The organism is Pseudomonas sp. KNUC1026, from assembly GCF_021650705.1.
GTDB lineage: Bacteria > Pseudomonadota > Gammaproteobacteria > Pseudomonadales > Pseudomonadaceae > Aquipseudomonas.
Genome location: NZ_CP087138.1, coordinates 15,354 through 35,683 on the forward strand (window position 1 = coordinate 15,354; position 20,330 = coordinate 35,683).

6 protein-coding genes and 1 pseudogene are annotated in these 20,330 nt (G+C 68.1%); 6 read left to right on the forward strand and 1 reads right to left on the reverse strand.

Annotation, left to right across the window (positions count from 1 at the left end; all coding sequences use genetic code 11):
• The first annotated feature begins 163 nt into the window (after positions 1 to 163).
• The 3 genes from LN139_RS00050 to LN139_RS00060 are packed head-to-tail and all read left to right on the forward strand — an operon-like array spanning position 164 to position 4,637.
• Positions 164 to 1,336 (forward strand): efflux RND transporter periplasmic adaptor subunit, encoded by a 1,173-nt coding sequence (locus LN139_RS00050; RefSeq protein WP_236357756.1) that lies wholly within the window; start codon positions 164 to 166, stop codon positions 1,334 to 1,336.
• The gene (locus tag LN139_RS00055; RefSeq protein ID WP_236357758.1) at positions 1,330 to 3,270 is read left to right on the forward strand and encodes a MacB family efflux pump subunit; all 1,941 of its coding nucleotides are present in this window, start codon (positions 1,330 to 1,332) and stop codon (positions 3,268 to 3,270) included. Before LN139_RS00050 ends, LN139_RS00055 begins: the two co-directional genes overlap by 7 nt.
• Positions 3,270 to 4,637, forward strand: a complete 1,368-nt coding sequence (locus tag LN139_RS00060; RefSeq protein ID WP_236357760.1) for an efflux transporter outer membrane subunit — start codon at positions 3,270 to 3,272, stop codon at positions 4,635 to 4,637. The genes LN139_RS00055 and LN139_RS00060 overlap by 1 nt, the downstream gene beginning before the upstream one ends.
• A gap of 105 nt (positions 4,638 to 4,742) precedes the next feature.
• Here the strand turns inward: LN139_RS00060 and LN139_RS00065 are convergent, their stop codons facing one another.
• Entirely contained in the window at positions 4,743 to 5,285 is a 543-nt protein-coding gene (locus LN139_RS00065; protein WP_236357762.1) for an RNA polymerase factor sigma-70, read from the reverse strand.
• A 338-nt stretch (positions 5,286 to 5,623) separates the two neighbouring features.
• Here LN139_RS00065 and LN139_RS00070 point away from each other — a divergent pair.
• The 3 genes and pseudogenes from LN139_RS00070 (at position 5,624) to LN139_RS00080 (ending at position 20,328) form a co-directional block, all read left to right on the forward strand.
• Positions 5,624 to 18,557 (forward strand): annotated as a pseudogene (locus LN139_RS00070) (non-ribosomal peptide synthase/polyketide synthase).
• Between the two features lie 72 nt (positions 18,558 to 18,629).
• On the forward strand, positions 18,630 to 20,027 hold the full coding sequence (locus tag LN139_RS00075) for an aspartate aminotransferase family protein (RefSeq protein WP_236357764.1): 1,398 nt from the start codon (positions 18,630 to 18,632) through the stop codon (positions 20,025 to 20,027).
• Between the two features lie 76 nt (positions 20,028 to 20,103).
• On the forward strand, positions 20,104 to 20,328 hold the full coding sequence (locus LN139_RS00080) for an MbtH family protein (RefSeq protein WP_236357766.1): 225 nt from the start codon (positions 20,104 to 20,106) through the stop codon (positions 20,326 to 20,328).
• Positions 20,329 to 20,330 lie beyond the last annotated feature (2 nt).

Consider the following 20,330-nt stretch of genomic DNA (forward strand, 5'->3'; position numbering starts at 1 on the left):
CTTAAACAAAATGGGCGGGCGGGCGCTCAAGCGCCGTTTACCGGCATAAAGACGAGCCCGTGCGCGGCGTCTTTATGAAAGCGCGCTCCCTGAGCCTGAATTTCATCTGCCGCCGTTCGTTGCTCAGGCTGACGAGAACTCAAGAACCGACGGAATCAGTGCAATGCTCAAAACAAGGCGAGGCTGGGTGGCCGGTGTGATCGGGGTAGCGGCCCTGGCGTTGCTGGGAATGAAGATGCACAACGCCGGCCCCAGCGCTGCAGGCCTTGAAACCGAAACCCTCGGCACTGGCGACATCGAAGCCACGGTCAGCGCCATCGGCAAGCTCAAGCCGCGCAATCAGGTGGAAGTCGGCGCCCGCACCTCCGGGCAGATCGACCGCATCCTGGTGAAGGTGGGCGACCACGTCGAGCGCGGCCAGTTGCTGGTGGAGATCGACCCGCGCATTCCGCAGGCCACGGTCGACGCAGGCCGCGCCCAGATCGCCAACCTGCGCGCCCAGATCGTCGAGCAACAGGCGCAGTTGCAACTGGCCAGCCGCCAGCGCGCGCGCCAGCAGGCGATGCTCAAGGATGGCTCCACTCGCCAGGAAGACGTCGACACAGCGCTCGCCGCCTACCAGACCGCCGCCGCGCGCATCGACCAGCTCAAGGCGCAGGTCAAGCAAACGCAGTCGACTCTGAGTGGCAGCGAAGCCGAGCTGGACTACACCCGCATTTACGCCCCGATGGCCGGCACCGTGATCGCGCTGAACGCCGAAGCCGGGCAAACCCTCAACGCCACCTATCAGACCCCCAGCGTGCTGCGCATCGCCGACCTCTCTGCGATGACCGTGTGGACCGAAGTTTCCGAAGCCGACGTAACCAAGGTGCGCGCCGGCATGCCGGTGTACTTCACCACCCTGGGCGGCGAAGGCCGGCGTTGGGCCAGCAGTGTGCGCCAGGTGCTGCCGGCGCCGCCCAAGCCCGAGGGCCAGACCGACAGCACCCCGCTGGCGCCCACCCAGAACAAGGTGATCCTCTACACTGCGCTGTTCGACGTGGACAACCCCGATGGCTCGCTGCTGCCGCAGATGACCGCGCAGGTGTCTTTCGTCGCCGCCTCCGCCAAAGGCGTGCTGCGCGCACCTTTGCCGGCCCTGCGCCCGAACAGGGACAAGCCCGGCCAGTACCTGGCGCGGGTGCTCAACGACAAGGGCGAGGTGGAAGTGCGCGATGTGCGCCTGGGCGTGCACAACCGCCTGGACGCCGAAGTGCTCAGCGGCCTGGCACCCGGTGAGCGGCTGGTTACCGGTGAAAGCGGCGGCGATGGCGAGCCGTCGAGGTTCCAATGGTGACTGCCGAGCCGCTGATTGCCCTCAAAGACATTCGCAAATGCTACGGCGGCGGCGACAGCCCGGAGATCGAAGTGCTGCGGGGCCTGTCGCTGAACATTCATGCCGGTGAGTTCGTCGCCATCGTTGGCACCTCGGGCTCGGGCAAGTCGACGCTGATGAACATGCTCGGCTGCCTCGACCGCCCCAGCAGCGGCACCTACCACTTCGCCGGGCGCGATGTGGCCGCGATGAACAGCGATGAGCTGGCCTGGCTGCGCCGCGAGGCCTTCGGCTTCGTGTTTCAGGGCTACCACCTGATCCCGACCGGCACCGCCCAGGAAAACGTCGAGATGCCTGCGGTGTACGCGGGCATGTCGGTCGCCAGGCGCCACGAGCGCTCTGCGCAGCTGCTGGAGCGGCTGGGCCTGGGCGAGCGCATGGGCCACCGCCCCAATCAGCTTTCCGGCGGCCAGCAACAGCGGGTGTCGATTGCCCGCGCTTTGATGAACGGCGGGCGCATCATCCTGGCCGACGAACCTACCGGCGCGCTGGACAGCCGCAGTGGCCAGGAGGTGATGGCCTTGCTGCGCGAGCTGTCGGCGCTGGGCCACACGGTGATTCTCATCACCCACGACCGCAAGGTCGCCGACCAGGCCCAGCGGGTGATCGAGATCCTCGACGGGCAGATCGTCGCCGACAGCGGCCCGGCCGTTCCGCCAGAGGGGCAGCAGCAACTGGCGCTCAACACCGATGCTCACGGCGCATCGTGGCTGGCAGACCTGGCCGAGGCCGGGCGCGCGGCCTGGCGAGTGATGTGGGTGAACCGCTTTCGTACGGCCCTGACCTTGCTGGGCATCGTCATCGGTGTGGCCTCGGTGATCGTGATGCTCGCCGTCGGCCTCGGCGCGCGGCAGCGGGTGGTGGCGCAACTGGGCGCGCTGGGTACCAACCTGATCTTCCTGTCTTCGGTAGGGGAGAGCTCGCGCATTCCCGGGCGCAGCATCACTTTGCAGGATCTGGAGGCGCTGGAAAATATCCCCAACATCACTCACATCCTGCCCAACGTCACCGGCAACAAGGTCATCCGCTTCGGCAGTGTCGACACCCAGACCTATGTGCGCGGCACGGGGGCAGCGCTTCCGGTGTTGCAGACCTGGCCGGTGGGCAAGGGCACCTTCTTCGACGAACGCGACGACCAGCAATTGGCAAGCGTTGCCGTACTCGGCGCCAAGGTTGCCAAAACACTGATGCCGGACATCGATAACCCGGTCGGCCAGCAGATCCTGATCGACAACACGTTATTCCTGGTGATTGGTGTGATGAGCGAAAAAGGCCGGCTGACCGGCGACCGCGACGATGACGATGTGGTGTTCGTGCCGTTCAACACAGGCGGCGTGCGGGTGTTCGGCCAGCGCGAGCCGACCTACACGGTGCTGGCCGTGCATGATCTGGCGCGCATCACGCAAACCCAGGAGGCCATCGAGGCGATGCTGCTCAAGCGTCACGGCATCAAGGACTTCGCCACCGGCAACGCGGCTGCCAGCATCGCCGCCCAGGCCAAGACCCAGGACAGCATGACCGTGATGCTCAGCCTGATCGCTGCGGTCTCGCTGGTGGTCGGCGGCATTGGCGTGATGAACGTGATGCTGATGACTGTGCGCGAGCGCACCCGCGAGATCGGCATCCGCATGGCCACCGGCGCCCGCCAGCGCGACATCCTGCGTCAGTTTCTCACCGAGGCGGTGCTGGTGTCGCTGGTGGGCGGCGTGGTGGGCGTGGTTGCAGGCTTGCTGATCGGCGGTGCGCTGATCGCCTGGGAGGTGCCGCTGGTGTTCTCGGTCAGCGGCATCCTGGGGGCCTTTGCCTGCGCGCTGTTCACAGGCTTGTTCTTCGGTTTCATGCCGGCACGCCAGGCGGCGCGCCTGGATCCGGTCACAGCGTTGGGGAGTGAATGATGGATGTGCGCTGTAGCTTGATCCTGGCGGTTTTGCTGGCCGGCTGCACGGCGGCCGATGGCCCGCCGCAGCCGCCACAGCCTGCGTTGCCCGCGCAGTGGCGCAGCCCGGTCACCCCGGAGGCTGTGCAGGTGGATGCGCAGTGGTGGCAGGCTTTTGGCAGTGCCGAATTGAGCGCGCTGATCACTCAGGCGCAGGCGTCGGGGCTGGACGTGCAAGCGGCCGCAGCCCGCGTGTTGCAAGCCGAGGCCGCTGCCCGTGCCAGCGGCGCAACCCTCTGGCCAACCCTCGATGGCGCGGTCGCCAGCACCCATGAAGGCCGGCTGGGTGGCAACGCGTCGGTGGACGACAACAGTTATTTCGTCGGCCTGCAAGCCAGCTTCGATCCCGACCTGTGGGGCCGCAACCGCGCCCTGCGCGACGCTGCGCTGGCGCGCCTCAAGGCCCGGCGTTTCGACCGCAGCGATGTGCAGCTGACGCTCACCAGCAGCGTGGCCGATCAGTGGCTTTTGCGGGTGAGCCTCGGTCAGCGCCTGGCGATTGCGCGGCTGAACCTGAGCAACGCCGAGCGGGTGCTCGATACCGTCAGCTCGCGCCAGCGCGCCGGCAGCGTTACGCCGCTGGACCTGGCCCAGCAGCGCGGTGTGGTGGCCGAGCAGCGCAGGCAGGTGAGCAGCCTGCAGCAGCAAGCCAGTGAGGCGGAGATTCGCCTGGCCTTGTTGCTCGGGGTGCCGGTGCAGCAAGTCAGTGTGCGCACCGAGTCGCTCGACAACCTCGCTTGGCCACAGGCCAATGCCGGCCTGCCCGCCGAGCTGGTGCTGCGCCGCCCGGACGTGGCCCGCGCCGAGTCGGACCTGGCCGCCGCGCAAGCGGACGTGAAAGCCGCCCGCGCGGCGTTGTTGCCCAACATCACCTTGGGGTTGCAGGTGGGCGGCAGCGCCGAGCATTGGTCCCGCGTGTTCGACAGCCCGGTGTACGCGCTCACCGGCAACCTGGTGGCGCCGATTTTCAACGGCGGCAACCTGCGCGCCCAGCGTGATGAAGCGCAAGGGCGCAAAGAAGAGTTGCTGGTCGAATACCGCCGCGCGCTGATCACGGCGCTGACGGACGTTGAGTCCGGGCTCAACGCCGCCGGTGGCATCGAGGGGCAGTTGAGCGCGCAGGACGAACAACTGGCTCAGGCCAAGGAAGCTTTCCGCCTGGCCGAGTCACGCTACCGCGCAGGTGCTGAAACCCTTCTGGTGCTGCTCGATGCACAGCGCTCGCTGTACACCGCCCAGGACGAATGGGTGCAACTGCGCCTGCAACGGTTGCAGGCCAGTGTTGCGTTGTTCAAGGCGTTGGGTGGCGGCTGGCGTCGGGCTTGAGGACTAGCCCGTTGCACGTCGCCCGGCAAGCCGGCCTCCCACTTTTTGATGTGCGGCGCAGGGTCTTCAAGTGGGAGGGCGGCTTGCCGCGCGACGTGCTAGCCCTCAGGCCTTAGCCAATTCCACCGACTTGCGGCAATGCACCAGTGCATCGCGAATCATGAAGTTCACCAGGGTCGGCGACACGCCCAGCTCCTTGGCGATGTCCTTCTGCTGCACCCCGTGCAGGCGATACATCTCGAAGGCATAGCGCGTGCGCGCCGGCAGTTCCCCCAGGGCGGAGTCGATCTGCGCCAGGGCTTCATGGTTGAGGTTGTTCACCTCCGGTGTGTCGCTGGGGTTGCAGGCGTAGAGGCCCTCTTCCTCGCTGCCGGAGTACTTGAGCTCCATCGCCTGCTTGCGATAGTGATCGATGGCCAGGTTGCGAACGATGCGGAACACATAGTTCACCTGCGCCTTGAGCGGCAGGGTGATGTTCTTGATGCTGGAAAGACGCAGAAAGGCATCCTGCACAACGTCTTCCGCTCGGCTCGGGCAACCGGTGATACGCGCGGCGGTCTTGACCAGCGTCGAACGATTTTCGACCAACGCCTGGAGCAAGGCCGGGGCGGCCACGGTGTTGCACTCTAAGGTTCCAAGGTCCTGCATGGTTGCACCTTTGCGACGAGAAGTTGCGACAAGGTCGGGTCGTCCTTGCGACGCCGAGCAAGGTACTGGCGCTGATAATGGTTGTCAAATAAGAATATTTACTCTTTGAATCACTTTTTCATCTAAAAAGGAACTTTGCCGGAAAGGTGGCTGTGCGCCACCATGGTGCGCGATCCGCTACCCGCACCGTTTTGGCAATCCTTCTTCCGAGAAAAGTAGATACCAATCATTACCGTTCTCCTGCCCCCAGCTTAATTTTCCCCTCGCTCGGTCCGTCATCGTCGGCAAGGACCGAGGCGTAGCCGCCTCGTTGGCATACGCAATGAGCAGGTGAACCCATGTTGAAGACCTTCGAACGGCCCGCGTCTGTTGCCGCGGCTTTGATGCGCCATGCGTCTGCCCGGGGAAGCGAACCGGCGCTGCGCTTTCTGAGCGCGGATGCCGAAGACGGTGAAGTGCTCAGCTATGCCCAGCTCGATATGCGCGCGCGCGGCATTGCCGCTGCCCTTGGCCAGCGCCTTGAGATCGGCGCGCGCGCGGTGCTGCTGTTTCCCAGCGGCCCGGATTACGTCGCGGCGTTCTTTGGCTGCCTTTATAGCGGCGTGATCGCCGTGCCGGCCTACCCGCCGGAAAGCCACCAGCCGCAGCACCTGCGCCGGCTGGTGTCGATCATCGAAGACGCCCGCCCCGGCGTGATTCTCACGGTCGACGCCTTCGCCGGCCCCTTGCGCGAGATGGCCCTAGCCCTCGGCCGCCCACTGCCCGACGTGCTGGCGGTCGACACCCTGGCCTGCGACCTGGGCGAACACTGGCCGGCCCCTGAAGTGCCCACCTCGGCCACAGCCTTCTTGCAGTACACCTCCGGCTCCACCGCCACGCCCAAGGGCGTGCAGGTGACCCACGGCAACCTGGAAGCCAACGAGTGGCTGATCCGCCAGGGTTATCGGATCGGCGAAGGCGACTGCATCGTCAGCTGGCTGCCGCTCTATCACGACATGGGCCTGATCGGCGGCCTGCTGCAAGGCATCTACAGCGGCGTGCCGGTGGTGTTGATGTCGCCGCAATACTTCCTGGAGCGCCCGGTGCGCTGGCTCGAAGCGATCACCCGCTACCACGGCACCATCAGCGGCGGCCCGGATTTCGCCTACCGCCTCTGCCATGAACGCATCGCCGAGGCCAAGCTGGCCGAGCTGGACCTCTCCAGCTGGCGCGTGGCGTTCTCCGGCGCCGAGCCGATCCGCCAGGACAGCCTCGAGGCGTTCGCCGAGCGCTTCGCACGTTGCCACTTCAATCGCACCCAGTACCTGGCCAGCTACGGGCTGGCCGAAGGCACACTGTTCGTCACCGGCGGACGGCCGGGGCAGGGCATTGCAGCGTTGCAACTGGACGCCGAGGCATTGGCTGCCCACAAGGCTCGCCCCGGCAAGGGGCCGGTGCTGATGAGCTGTGGCTGGGAGCAGCCGGAGCACCCGCTGATGATCGTCGAGCCCGAGACCGGCCGCGTGCTGGCCGATGGCGAGGTGGGCGAGGTCTGGTCCTCTGGCCCGAGCGTCGCCAACGGTTACTGGCGCAACCCGGAAGCGACCGCGCAGGCGTTCGTCGAACGCGACGGCCGCACCTGGCTGCGCACGGGCGACCTGGGCTTTCGCCACGAAGGCGAGCTGTTCGTCACCGGGCGGCTCAAGGACATGCTGATCATCCGTGGGCAGAACCTCTACCCGCAGGACGTCGAGCGCACCGTCGAAGACCAGATCGAAGTGGTACGCAAAGGCCGTGTGGCAGCGTTCGCCATCGAGCGCGATGGCCAGGAGAGCCTGGGCGTGGCTGCCGAAATCAGCCGCAAGGTCGCCCGCCAGTTGCCGCTGGATGAGCTGGTGCAGCAGATTCGCCAGGCCGTGGCCCAGGAGCACCGCGAAGCCCCGAGCGTGGTGGTGTTGCTCAACACCGGTGCCTTGCCGAAAACCTCCAGCGGCAAGCTGCAACGCTCGGCCTGCCGCGTGCAGTTGCTGGAGGGCAGCCTCGACACACTGGCGGTCTGGCAGGGCGGCGAAACCACCGTTACCGGGGCGAATGAGGCCGAGCAAGCCAGCGCCGCGCCGCTGCCCGAGCGTGTCGCAGCGATCTGGAAGCACGCCCTGAAGGCCGAGTACCTGGCGGCCAGCACGCATTTCTTCGGCCATGGCGGCAACTCGATCCAGGCCATCCAGATGATCGCCGAGCTGCGCGACCAGCTGAACCTTGAAGTCGAGCTGCGCGACCTCTACCAGTTCCCCGAGCTGGGCACCTTCACCCAACACCTGGAAAGCCTCTGCCAAAACGGCCCGAGTGCGCGCATCGAACGCCAGGCCGACGGCGCCTGGCTGCCGCTCTCGCCCGGCCAGCATCGCCTCTGGCTGCTGGCGCAGAAAGAACCCGACAGCACCGCCTACAACATCCCGGGCGGGCTGCACCTGCGCGGCGAAGTCGACCCCCAAGTGCTGGGCCGCGTGTTCGCGCAGTTGCTCGAACGCCACCCGGCCTTGCGCACGCAGTTCGTGGAGCAGGGCGATGAGCCCCGCCAGCGCGCGGTTGCGGCCGAAGGCTGGCAGGTGCAGCACGACGACCTGAGCGACCTGGACGCAGCCGGCCGCCAGGCGCGCGCCGAGCGCATTCGCCATGAAGAAGCCCACCACCGCTTCGACCTGGCTCAAGGCCTGCTGCTGCGGGTGCGCCTGGTGAGCCTGGATGAGCAGGAACACCTGCTGCTGGTGACCGTGCACCACATCGCCGCCGACGGCTGGTCGCTGGGCATCGTGCTGGAAGAGTTCGCCCGCCTCTACGGTGCCGAAAGCCAGGGCCAAGCCCTTGAGCTGCCCGCGCTGGCGCTGCGCCCGGCCGACATCGCCGCCTGGCAACAGGCCAACCCCGCGCCCGAGCAGGAGCTTGCCTACTGGCAGCAGCAACTGGCCGGCGAGCACGAAGCGCTGGCGCTGCCGTATGACCACTTGCCCACGGGCAGCGCAAGCCCGGCTGCGCGGCTCACCAGGAAGCTCGACAAAGCCTTGTCCCAGCAAGTGCTGGCGCTGGCCAAACAGCAAAAAACCACGCCCTTCGTGGTGCTGATGGCGGCTTTCCAGGCCGTGCTGCACCGTTACACCGGCCAGGCCGATATCCGCCTCGGCGTGCCCAGCGCTGGCCGTTACCTGCCGCAGGCCCAGGGCCTGGTGGGCTTTTTCATCAACACCCAGGTGCTGCGCGTACAGCTCGCGCCACGCCAGCCCTTCGCCGCGCTGCTGGCTACGGGCGCCGAGCACCTGGCACACGCCCAGGCGCACCAGCGCGTCGACTTCGAAGTGGTCGCGCGTGCGCTGGGCAATGCACAGCCTTTCGAGGTGATGTTCAACCACCAGCAGCGTGACCTCGGCGCGCTCAAGCGCTTGCCAGGCCTGCTCGCCGAAGAGCTGCCGTGGAACAGCCAGCAGGCCAAGTTCCCGCTGCAACTGCACACCGAGCAAGATGCCCAAGGCCGCATCAGCCTGGCCTTCGACTACGCCACCGAGCTGTTCGACCGCGCCACGGTCGAGCGCCTGGCCGGGCATTACCAGCGGCTGCTGGCCCATGCCTGCGAGCAACCTGAGCAAGCCCTCGAAGACCTGGCGCTGCTGCCCGACACCGAGCGCGACCAACTGCAACGCTGGAGCCAGGGCCCTGCCACACCTGCCGCCGCCCTGGTGCCGCTGCGCCTGCTGAGCCAGGCAGGTGCAACTCCCGATGCGGTTGCCCTCATCAGCAGCGCCGGCCAGCTCACGTACGCGCAGCTCGACGCCCGCGCTGAACAGCTGGCGCGCCACCTGCGTGCTCGCGGCATTGGCCCGGAGTCGCGCGTGGGCCTGCTGGCCGAGCGTTCGCCTGAATTGATGATCGCGCTGCTGGCGGTGATCCGCGCGGGCGCCGCCTGGGTACCGCTGGACCCGACCTACCCCCAGCAGCGCCTGCGCTACATGCTCGAGGACAGCCAGCAAGCCTTGCTGATCGGCCATCGCGCCCTGATCGACGCCGTCGCGCCGCCCGAAGGCCTGGCCACGCTGGCGCTCGAAGATCTGGCCAGCCTTGACGCGCTGCCCGCCAGTGCCCCGGCCACCGTGCTGCCCGGCAACCTGGCCTACGTGATTTACACCTCCGGCTCCACTGGCCAGCCCAAGGGGTGGGCATCTCCCACCAGGCCCTGGCCGAGCGCTTGCAGTGGATGCAGGCTGAATATGGGTTTGGCGCCCAGGACGTGTTCCTGCAAAAAGCCCCGCTGAGCTTCGATGTGTCGGTGTGGGAATGCCTGCTGCCGCTGGTCTGCGGCGCGCGGCTGGTGCTGGCCGACCCCGGCGACCAACGCGACCCGGCGCGCCTGGCGCAGTGGGTGCGCGAGCAGGGCGTGACCGCGCTGCACTTCGTGCCGCCGCTGCTGCAACTGTTCATCGAAGAACCCGCCGTCGCCAAGTGCCACAGCCTGCGCCTGGTGTTCTCCGGCGGTGAGGCGCTGTCGGTGGAACTGGCCCGGCGTGTGCGCCAGTGCCTGCCGGGTGCGGCGTTGCACAACCGCTATGGCCCGTCCGAGGCGGCGATCAACGCCAGCCATTGGGCGGTGCGTGAGGATGAGCACGGCCGTGTGCCGATCGGCCTGCCGCTGGGCAACAGCCTGTGCGCGGTGCTCGACGCCAGCGCCCAGCCGCTGCCGGCCGGGGCTGCCGCCGAGCTGTTTCTGGGGGCGTGGGCCTGGCGCGAGGCTACCTCGGCCGGGCGGCGCTGACCGCCGAGCGGTTCGTTCCCGCCGAGGGCGGCATGCGTCTGTACCGCAGCGGCGACCGCGCCCGCTGGCGGGCCGACGGCGCCCTGGAATACCTGGGCCGGCTCGATGAGCAGGTGAAGCTGCGTGGCTTTCGCCTAGAGCTGGAAGAAATCCGCAACCAGTTGCTGGAGCAGGCGGGCGTGCGCCAGGCCGCCGTGGTGCTGCGGGGCAGCGCCCAAGGGCCGCTACTGGTGGCCTACCTGTGCGCCGATGAGGCCGATGACGAGCTGTTCGAAAGGATCAGAACCGCCCTGGCCGAGCGCCTGCCGGAGTACATGGTGCCCGCGCAGTTCGTGCGCCTGGCCAGCCTGCCACTCAGCCCCAGCGGCAAACTCGACACCAAGGCCCTGCCTGAGCCCGAATGGCAAGCCCGTGAATACACCGCCCCCGTCACCGACACCGAGCAACGCCTGGCAGCCATCTGGGCCGAAGTGCTGGGCCTGCCGCAGGTGGGTTTGAACGATGACTTCTTCGCACTCGGCGGCCACTCGCTGCTGGCAACCCGCATCGTTGCCCGTGCCCGCCAGGCCTTCGACGTGGAGCTGCCATTGCGCAGCCTGTTCGAAGCGACGCGCCTTGATGATTTCGCCGCCTGGGTCGAGCGCGCCCGCGCCGCTGGCCAGCGCGACAGCCAGGGCGCCATCGCGCACATCGACCGCAATCAGCGCGTGCCGCTGTCTGCCTCGCAGCAGCGCATGTGGTTCCTCTGGCAGATGGAGCCGGGCAGCCCCGCCTACAACGTCGGCGGCATGGCGCGCCTGCGTGGTGAGCTGCACATCGAGCTGTTCGACCAGGCCCTGCAGGCCCTGATCGCCCGCCACGAAACCCTGCGCACCACCTTCCCCAGCCAGGCCGGCAAACCCTGGCAGCGAGTAGCGGCCGAATCGAACCTGGTGATGCAGCGCCTGGACCTGCGCACCGCCGACACGGCCCAGCTGCAACAACGCCTGCAAGCCCTGGCCGATGAGCAGGCGCACCAACCCTTCGACCTGGAGCGCGGCCCGCTGCTGCGGGTGTGCATGGCCCGCACCGGCGAGCAGGAGCACCACCTGGTAGTCACCCTGCACCACATCGTCACCGAAGGCTGGGCGATGGACGTGTTCGCCCGCGAGCTGAGCGCGCTCTATGAAGCACTGGTGGCCGGCGAACCGTCGCCTTTGGAACCGCTCGCCGTGCAATACCTGGACTACAGCGTGTGGCAACGCCAGTGGCTGGAAGCCGGCGAAGGCCAGCGCCAGCTTGCCTACTGGCAAACCCAGCTGGGCAGCGAGCACCCGCTGCTGGAAATGCCCAGCGACCGCCCGCGCCCGGCCGTGCAGAGCCACGACGGCGAGCTGTACCGCTTCGACCTGAGCCCTGAGCTGGCCGCCCAGGTGCGGGCCTACAACCAGCAGCATGGCCTGACGCTGTTCATGACCATGGTCGCCAGCCTTGCCGCGGTGCTCTATCGCCATAGCGGCCAGCCGGACCTGCGCATCGGCGCGCCGGTGGCCAACCGCACCCGCCCTGAAAGCGAAGGGCTGATCGGCGCCTTCCTCAACACCCAGGTGCTGCGTTGCCAGCTCGATGGGCAGATGAGCGCGCAAGCGCTGCTGGCGCAGGTGCGTGGCACGGTGATCGACGCCCAGTCGCATCAGGATTTGCCCTTCGACCAACTGGTCGAAGCCCTGCAACCGCCGCGCAGTGCGGCCTACAACCCGCTGTTCCAGGTCATGTGCAACGTGCAGCGCTGGGAATTCCAGCAAAGCCGCCGCCTGGCCGGGATGCAGGTGGACTACCTGCTCAACGATGCGCGGGCGACCAAGTTCGACCTGTACCTGGAAGTCACAGACCTCGACCAGCGCCTGGGCTGCTGCTTCACCTACAGCCGCGACCTGTTCGACGAGCCGCGCATCGCGCGCCTGGCTGAGCACTGGCGCAACTTGCTGGCGGCGATGGTCAGCCAGCCCGAGCAGCGCCTGGCCGAGTTGCCGATGTTCAGCCAGGGCGAGGCCGCCGGCGGCTTTGCCGGCGAGCCGGGCACCCAGGCCCGTGGCGAAACCCTTCACCAACTGTTCGCCGAGCAAGCGGCGCGTACGCCTGAAGCCGGCGCGCTGACCTTCGCCGGTACCACCCTCAGCTATGCCGCGCTCGACCGCCGCGCCAACCAGCTCGCCCACCACCTGCGCCAGCGCGGCGTGGGCCCGGAGGTGTGCGTGGGCCTGGCGCTGGAGCGCTCGGCGGAAATGGTCATCGGCCTGCTGGCGATCCTCAAGGCCGGCGGCGCTTACGTACCGCTCGACCCGGAGTACCCGGCCGAACGCCTGCACTACATGATCGAAGACAGCGGCATCCAGCTGTTGCTGGGCAGCCAGGCGCTGTTCGACAGCCTCGGCGAGCTGCCGGCAGGTGTCGGCTGCTGGGCCGTCGAAACCGATGCCGCCGCGCTCGATGCGCTGCCGGTTGCCGCGCCAGCGGACCTCGCCGGCCCTGGAAACCTGGCCTACATCATCTACACCTCCGGCTCCACCGGCCGGCCAAAAGGTGTGGCAGTCGCCCATGGCGAGATCGCCATGCACTGCCGGGCGGTGATCCAGCGCTTCGGCCTGCGCAGCAGCGATTGCGAGCTGCATTTCTATTCGATCAATTTCGACGCTGCCAGCGAGCGGCTGCTCACGCCGTTGCTATGCGGCGCCCGCGTGGTGCTGCGCGCCCAGGGCCAGTGGGGTGCCGAGGAGATCTGCACGCTGATCCGCGAGCAGCAGGTCAACATCCTGGCCTGCACGCCCAGCTACGGCAGCCAACTGGCGCAGTGGCTGGCCGGGCGCGGCGAGCGCCTGCCGATGCGCCTGTGCATCACCGGTGGCGAGGCGCTGACGCCTGAACACCTGCAACGCATCGGCGAAGGCTTTGCGCCGCAGCAGTTCTTCAACGCCTACGGCCCGACCGAAACCGTGGTGATGCCGATGGCGAGCCTGGCCCCTGCGCAGTTGCCCATTGGGGCGCTGAGCGTGCCGATCGGCAGCCTGGTGGGCGACCGCGCTGCCTGGCTGCTCGACCATGACCTGGCGCCCCTGCCGCAAGGCGCGGCCGGGGAGCTGTACCTGGGCGGCAAAGGCCTGGCCCGTGGGTATCACGCACGCGCCGCGCTCACCGCCGAACGCTTCGTGCCCGACCCCTATGGCGCCCCAGGCGCGCGGCTGTACCGCAGCGGCGACCGCGTCAAGCAGAACGCCGAGGGCCTGGCCGAGTACATCGGCCGCATCGACCAGCAAGTGAAAGTGCGCGGTTTCCGCATCGAGCTGGGCGAGATCGAAGCGCGCCTGCTGGAGCACCCGGCGGTGGACGAGGCCGCCGTGCTGGCGGTCGATACGCCCGCTGGCCGGCAACTGGTGGGCTACGTTGGCACGCGTGCCATTGATGAGGGCCTGCGCGAACAGCTCAAGGCGCACCTGCGTGCGCAACTGCCCGACTACATGGTGCCGGCGCACCTGAGCCTGCTCGAACGCCTGCCGATGATGCCTAACGGCAAGCTCGACCGCCGCGCGCTGCCAGCGCCGGACCTGAGCGCCGCCGCGCAGGCCTACGCCGCGCCCCGCGATGAGCGCGAGAACGCCCTGGCCCAGGCCTGGCAGGCGGTGCTCGGGCTCGAGCGCGTCGGGCTGGACGACAACTTCTTCGAGCTGGGCGGTGATTCGATTCTGTCGATCCAGGTGGTGAGCCGCGCTCGCCAACTCGGCTGGCACTTCAGCCCGCGCGACCTGTTCCAGCACCAGACCGTGCGCGAGCTGGCACCGGTTGCCAGCCGCGAGCAACTGCGCCAGGCCGAGCAAGGCCTGATCGAGGGCGGCAGCGGCTTCACGCCGATCCAGCGCTGGTTCTTCGAGCAACCCATGGCCAACCGCGCGCACTGGAACCAGGCGCTGCTGTTCGAGCCGGCCGAAGCGTTGGACGGCCAACGGCTGGAGGCCGCGCTGCAAGCGCTGGTGCAGCATCACGATGCCCTGCGCCTGCGTTTCACCGAAGGCGCCGAAGGCTGGCAGGCGCGGCATGCTGCGCCTGATGGGGCGCCGATTCTGAGCCAACACCACGTCCCTAGCCTTGAGGGCTGCACTGCGCTCTACGAGCAGGCCCAACAGAGCTTGAACCTGGCGAATGGCCCCTTGCTGCGTGCCGTACTGGTCACCGACGGCGAGGGCGCCCAGCGCCTGCTGCTTGCGATTCACCATCTGGTGGTGGACGGCGTTTCCTGGCGCGTGCTGGTCGAAGACCTGCAGAACCTCTACCGGCAACCCGAAGCGGCGCTGCTGGCCAAGACCAGCGCCTTGCGCGACTGGGCCGCGCGCCTGGCCGCCTACGCCGGCAGCGAGTCGCTGCGTGAAGAACTCGGCTGGTGGCAAGGCCACCTGCAAGGCCCTGCTGCCGCGCTGCCGTGCCCGCGCCCCGAAGGCGCCAACACCGAAGCAGAGGCTGCGCAGGTGGTGGTCGGGCTGGGCGCCGAGCACACCCGGCAACTGCTGCAACAGGCGCCAGCGGCCTACCGCACCCGCGTCGACGACCTGCTGCTCAGCGCCCTGGCGCGGGTGCTGTGCCGCTGGGCCGGCCAGCCCAGCGTGCTGGTGCAACTCGAAGGCCACGGCCGCGAGGCGCTGTTCGATGAGCTGGACCTGACCCGCACCGTTGGGTGGTTCACCAGCACCTACAGCCTGCGCCTCACCCCGCAGGCCGAGGTGGGCGCCACCCTCAAGGCGATCAAGGAGCAATTGCGCGCCGTGCCGCACAAGGGCCTGGGCCATGGCGTGCTGCGTTACCTCGCCGATGCACCGGTTCGCCAGGCCATGGCTGCGCTTCCTCAGGCCGCGGTGACCTTCAACTACCTCGGCCAGATCGACCAGGGCTTTGCCGGCGCGTTGCTGCAGCCGCTGCAAGGCGGCGCCGGGGCGGTGCATGACAGCCAGGCGCCATTGCCCAACGAGCTGTCCATCGACGCTCAGGTGCAGGGCGGCGAGCTGAGCCTGCGTTTCACCTTCAGCCAGGCCCGCTACGACCAGGCAACCATCGAGGCCAAAGCCGCCGAGCTGGTCGATGAACTCCAGGCGTTGATCGCCCATTGCCTGGAGGAGGGCGCCGGTGGCCCGACGCCGTCGGACTTCCCGCTGGCCCGCCTGACCCAGGCGCAGCTGGACGCGCTACCCGTGCCGGCGGCCGACATCGAGGATGTCTACCCGCTCACGCCGATGCAGGAGGGCCTGTTGCTGCACACGCTGCTGGAACCCGGCACCGGCATCTACTACATGCAGGACCGCTACCGCATCAACGCGGTGCTCGACCTGCCGCGCTTCTGCGCCGCCTGGGAGCACGTGGTCGGCCGCCATGAAGCTCTGCGCGCCTCGTTCAGCTGGAGCGAAGGCGAAGCGATGCTACAGATCATCCACAAGCCCGGCGCAGCCCAAGTGGAGTTGCTCGACTGGAGCGAGCAGGCCGAGGCCGACAGCGAAATTCGCTTGCAGGCGTTGCACAAGGCCGAGCGCGAAGCCGGCTTCGACCTGCTGCGCCGGCCGCCTTTCCATTTGCGGTTGATCCGCGTGGGCGAGGCGCGCTACTGGTTCATGATGAGCAACCACCACATCCTCATCGACGCCTGGTGCCGCGGCCTGCTGATGAGCGACTTCTTCGAGCGCTATGCGGCGCTGTGCGAAGGCCGCCCCGCGCAGTTGGAGAGTGCCCCGCGCTACCGCGACTACATCGCCTGGCTTGGCCATCAGGATCAGGCCGCCTCCCAGGGCTGGTGGCGTGAAACCCTGCGCGGTTTCGAGCGGCCCACGCCGCTGCCCAGCGACCGCCCGATCCTGCGCGAGCAGGCTGGCGCAGTGCCGGTGCAGGATCGCTACACCCGCCTGCTGCCGGAACAGGGCGCGCGGCTGCGCGAGCTTGCCCAGCGCCACCAGCTGACCATCAACACCTTCGCCCAGGCCGCCTGGGCGCTGGCCCTGCGCCGCTACAGCGGCGACCGCGACGTGGTGTTCGGCGTGACCGTGGCCGGGCGCCCGGTGGAGCTGCCCGCGATGCAGCGCACCGTGGGGCTGTTCATCAACAGCATCCCGCTGCGGGTGAAGCTGCCGGGTGTGGGCGAGTGCCTGAGTGTGCGCAACTGGCTGCGCGGCCTGCTCGACAACAACATGCAGCTGCGCGAGCACGAATACCTGCCGCTGGTGACGATCCAGGACTGCAGCGAGCTGCCCAAGGGCCAGCCGCTGTTCGACAGCCTGTTCGTGTTCGAGAACGCCCCGGTCGAAGCCGGGGTGATGGACCAGGCCAAGACCCTCAACGCCACGTCCGATTCGGGCCGCACCCACACCAACTTCCCGCTGACGGTGGTGTGCTACCCCGGCGACGACCTGGGCCTGCACCTGTCCTACGACCCGCGCTGGTTCAACGACGACACCATCGAAGAGCTGCTGAGTGAGTTCAAGCGCCTGCTGCTGGCCCTGGCCGACGACCTGGATGGCGAGGTGGCGGCCTTGCCGCTGATCGCGGAGGCCGAACAGCAGCAACTGCTGCAAGCGCACAACCGCAGCGAGGCGGGTTACCCGCTGGAGGCCGGCTATACACGGCTATTCGAAGCGCGCGTGGCGGCGCACCCGCAGCGCGTGGTCGCCCAGTGCAGCGGCGAGCAGCTGACCTACGCCCAGCTCGATGCTCAGGCCAACCGCCTCGGCCATGCGCTGATCGAGGCCGGCGTCGGCTTCGACCAGCCGGTGGCCTTGCTGGCCGAACGCGGGCTGGGCTTGCTCGGCATGATGATCGGCGCGTTCAAGGCCGGCGCCGGTTACCTGCCGCTGGACCCCGGCCACCCCGAACAGCGCCTGCTGCGCATCCTGGAGCTGAGCCGTGCGCCGGTGCTGGTGTGCAGCCAGGCCTGCCAGGCGCAGGCACAGGCGGTGCTCGCTGCGCTGGGAGGCGTGAGCCAAGCGCGCCTGCTGGTGTGGGAAACCGTGCAGGCCGGCGGCTATGCCACCGCCGCCACCGGGCGTTACGTCGGCCCGCAGCACCTGGCCTACGTGATCTACACCTCCGGCTCCACCGGCCTGCCCAAAGGCGTGATGGTCGAGCAGGCGGGCATGCTCAACAACCAGCTCGCCAAAGTGCCGTACCTGAACCTCGGCGAGCAGGACGTGATCGCCCAGACCGCCTCGCAGAGCTTCGACATCTCGGTGTGGCAGTTCCTCGCCGCGCCGTTGTTCGGCGGCCAGGTGCGTATCGTGCCCAACGCCATCGCCCATGACCCGATCGCCTTGCTCGACTGCGTGCGCGACACCGGCATCAGTGTGCTGGAGAGCGTGCCCTCTTTGATTCAGGGCATGCTCGCCGAAGGCACTGCCGCCACCGGGCAATTGCGCTGGCTGCTGCCCACCGGCGAGGCGATGCCGCCGGAGCTTGCGCGCCAGTGGCTCAGCCGCTACCCGCACGTGGCGCTGGTCAACGCTTATGGCCCGGCCGAGTGTTCCGACGACGTGGCGTTCTTCCGCGTGGACGAGGCCTCCACCGCCGGCACTTACCTGCCGATCGGCACGCCGACCGACAATAACCGCCTGTTCGTGTTCGACGGCGCGCTGGACCTGGTACCCGGCCGTGCTACCGGCGAGCTGTGCATCGGCGGCACCGGCGTGGGCCGTGGCTATGTCGGCGACCCGGTGCGCACCGCGCTGGCCTTCGTCCCGCATCCGCACGGCCAGGCCGGGGAGCGGCTGTACCGCAGCGGCGACCTGGCGCGGCGCCGCGCCGACGGGGTGCTGGAATACGTGGGCCGGGTCGATCACCAGGTGAAGATTCGCGGGTTCCGCATCGAGCTGGGCGAGATCGAGTCACGCCTGCACGAACAGGCCGAGGTGCGCGAAGCCGCCGTGGCCGTTCAGCAAGGCCCGAACGGCGCTTACCTGGTCGGCTACCTGGTGCCGGTACAGGCCCTGGCTGCCGCTGACCCCGCTACCCGCGTGGTGGCGCAGAGCGAGCTGTTCGAGCGGCTCAAACAGGCGCTGCGTGCCACCTTGCCCGACTACATGGTGCCGCTGCACTGGTGCCTGCTCGACCGCCTGCCGCTCAACGCCAACGGCAAGCTCGACCGCAAGGCGCTGCCGGCGCTGGAGATCGGCCAGGTGCAGGCGCAAGCCTACATGGCGCCGCGCAACGAGCTGGAGGCGACACTGGCCGGGATCTGGGCGCAGGTGCTGAAAGTGGAGCGGGTGGGGGTGCATGACAACTTCTTCGACCTGGGCGGGCATTCGCTGCTGGCCACGCAAATCGCCTCGCGCCTGCAAAAGCAGCTGCAGCGCAGTGTGCCGTTGCGGGCGATGTTCGAGTGCCACAGCGTCGAGGCGCTGGCCAGCTACATCCAGTCGCTTGAAAGCAGCGCGCTCACCGAGCAGAAGGCCGACCGCCTCGACGACCTGATGTCGCGGCTCGAAGCCTTGTAACGGCGGGTAAAGGCGAGAAGGGCTCAACCGTCTTTCTCGCAGAATCTTTGCGTTTCGATGGAGAACCGATCCATGAACAGTGCAGTGGCCGAATCGCTCGCTCGCGGGGAGGGCGCCGAGCAGGGGCTCTTCCAGTTCGAAGACAACCCCTTGCTGCAACGCCAGAAGCAGCAGGAGTCCAACGCCCGCAGCTACCCGCGGCGCATTCCGCTGGCGCTCAAGCGAGCACGTGGTGTGCATGTCGAGGACGTCGAGGGGCGGGTGTTCATCGACTGCCTGGCCGGCGCCGGCACCCTGGCGCTGGGGCACAACCACCCGGTGGTGGTCGAGGCGATTCAGCAGGTGCTCGCCGACGAGCTGCCGCTGCACACCCTGGACCTCACCACGCCGGTGAAAGACCGCTTCGTGCAGGACCTCTTCGGCTTGCTGCCCGAGGCCTTGGCACGCCAGGCCAAGGTGCAGTTCTGCGGCCCCACCGGTACCGACGCGGTGGAAGCAGCGCTCAAACTGGTGCGCATCGCCACCGGACGCAGCACGGTGCTGGCCTTCAGCGGCGGCTACCACGGCATGAGCCAGGGCGCCCTGAGCCTGATGGGCAACCTCAAGGCCAAGGCGCCGCTGGGCGCACTCACCAGCCAGGGCGTGCAGTTTTTGCCGTTCCCTTATGACTACCGCTGCCCGTTCGGGCTGGGCGGAGAGGCGGGTGTGCAGGTCAACCTGCGTTACCTGGAAAACCTGCTCAGCGACCCGGAAAGCGGCGTGCAGCCGCCGGCTGCGGTGATCGTCGAGGCGGTGCAGGGCGAGGGCGGCATGATCCCGGCCGCCGACAGCTGGCTGCGCGGCCTGCGCGAGATTACCCAGAAGCACGGCATCGCCCTGATCGTCGACGAGATTCAGGCCGGCTTCGGCCGCACCGGCAGGATGTTCGCCTTCGAGCACGCCGGCATCGTGCCGGACGTGGTGGTGCTGTCCAAGGCCATCGGCGGCAGCCTGCCGTTGGCGGTGATGGTCTATCGCGAAGGCCTGGACCAGTGGCAGCCCGGTGCCCACGCCGGCACCTTCCGCGGCAACCAGATGGCCATGGCTGCGGGCTCGGCGGTGATGCGCTACCTGCGCGAGCACGACCTGCCCGGCCACGCCGCGCGCATGGGCGAGCGGCTGCAGGGGCAGCTCAAGGCCTTGCAGGCCGATTTTCCGCAGATCGGCCAGGTGCGCGGCCGCGGCCTGATGATCGGTGTGGAGATCGTCGATCCGCAGCGCCCGGCCGACAGCCTCGGCCACCCGCCTCACGACGGCGCGCTGGCCTCGCGGGTGCAGCGCGAGTGCCTCAGGCGCGGAATGATCATCGAGCTGGGCGGCCGCCATGGCAGCGTCGCGCGGTTCTTGCCGCCGCTGATCATCAGCGCCGAACAGATCGACCAGGTGGCGCAGATCTTCGCCGCCGGCTTCGCGGCCGCCGTGAAGGGCTAACTTTTCGCCGGGCTCGCCCGTTTCCAGCTTATCGGCCACGGCAGTGGCGCCTTACTCGCCTCAAGGAGCAATACCCATGACATCCGTATTCGACCGCGAAGACATCGTGTTCCAGGTGGTGGTCAATCACGAAGAGCAGTACTCGATCTGGCCGGACTACAAAGAAGTTCCCAACGGCTGGCGCACGGTGGGCAAGAGCGGCCTGAAGAAAGACTGCCTGGCCTACATCGAAGAAGTCTGGACCGACATGCGCCCGCTGAGCCTGCGCCAGCAGATGGACGCCGCCGCCGCTGCCAACTGAGG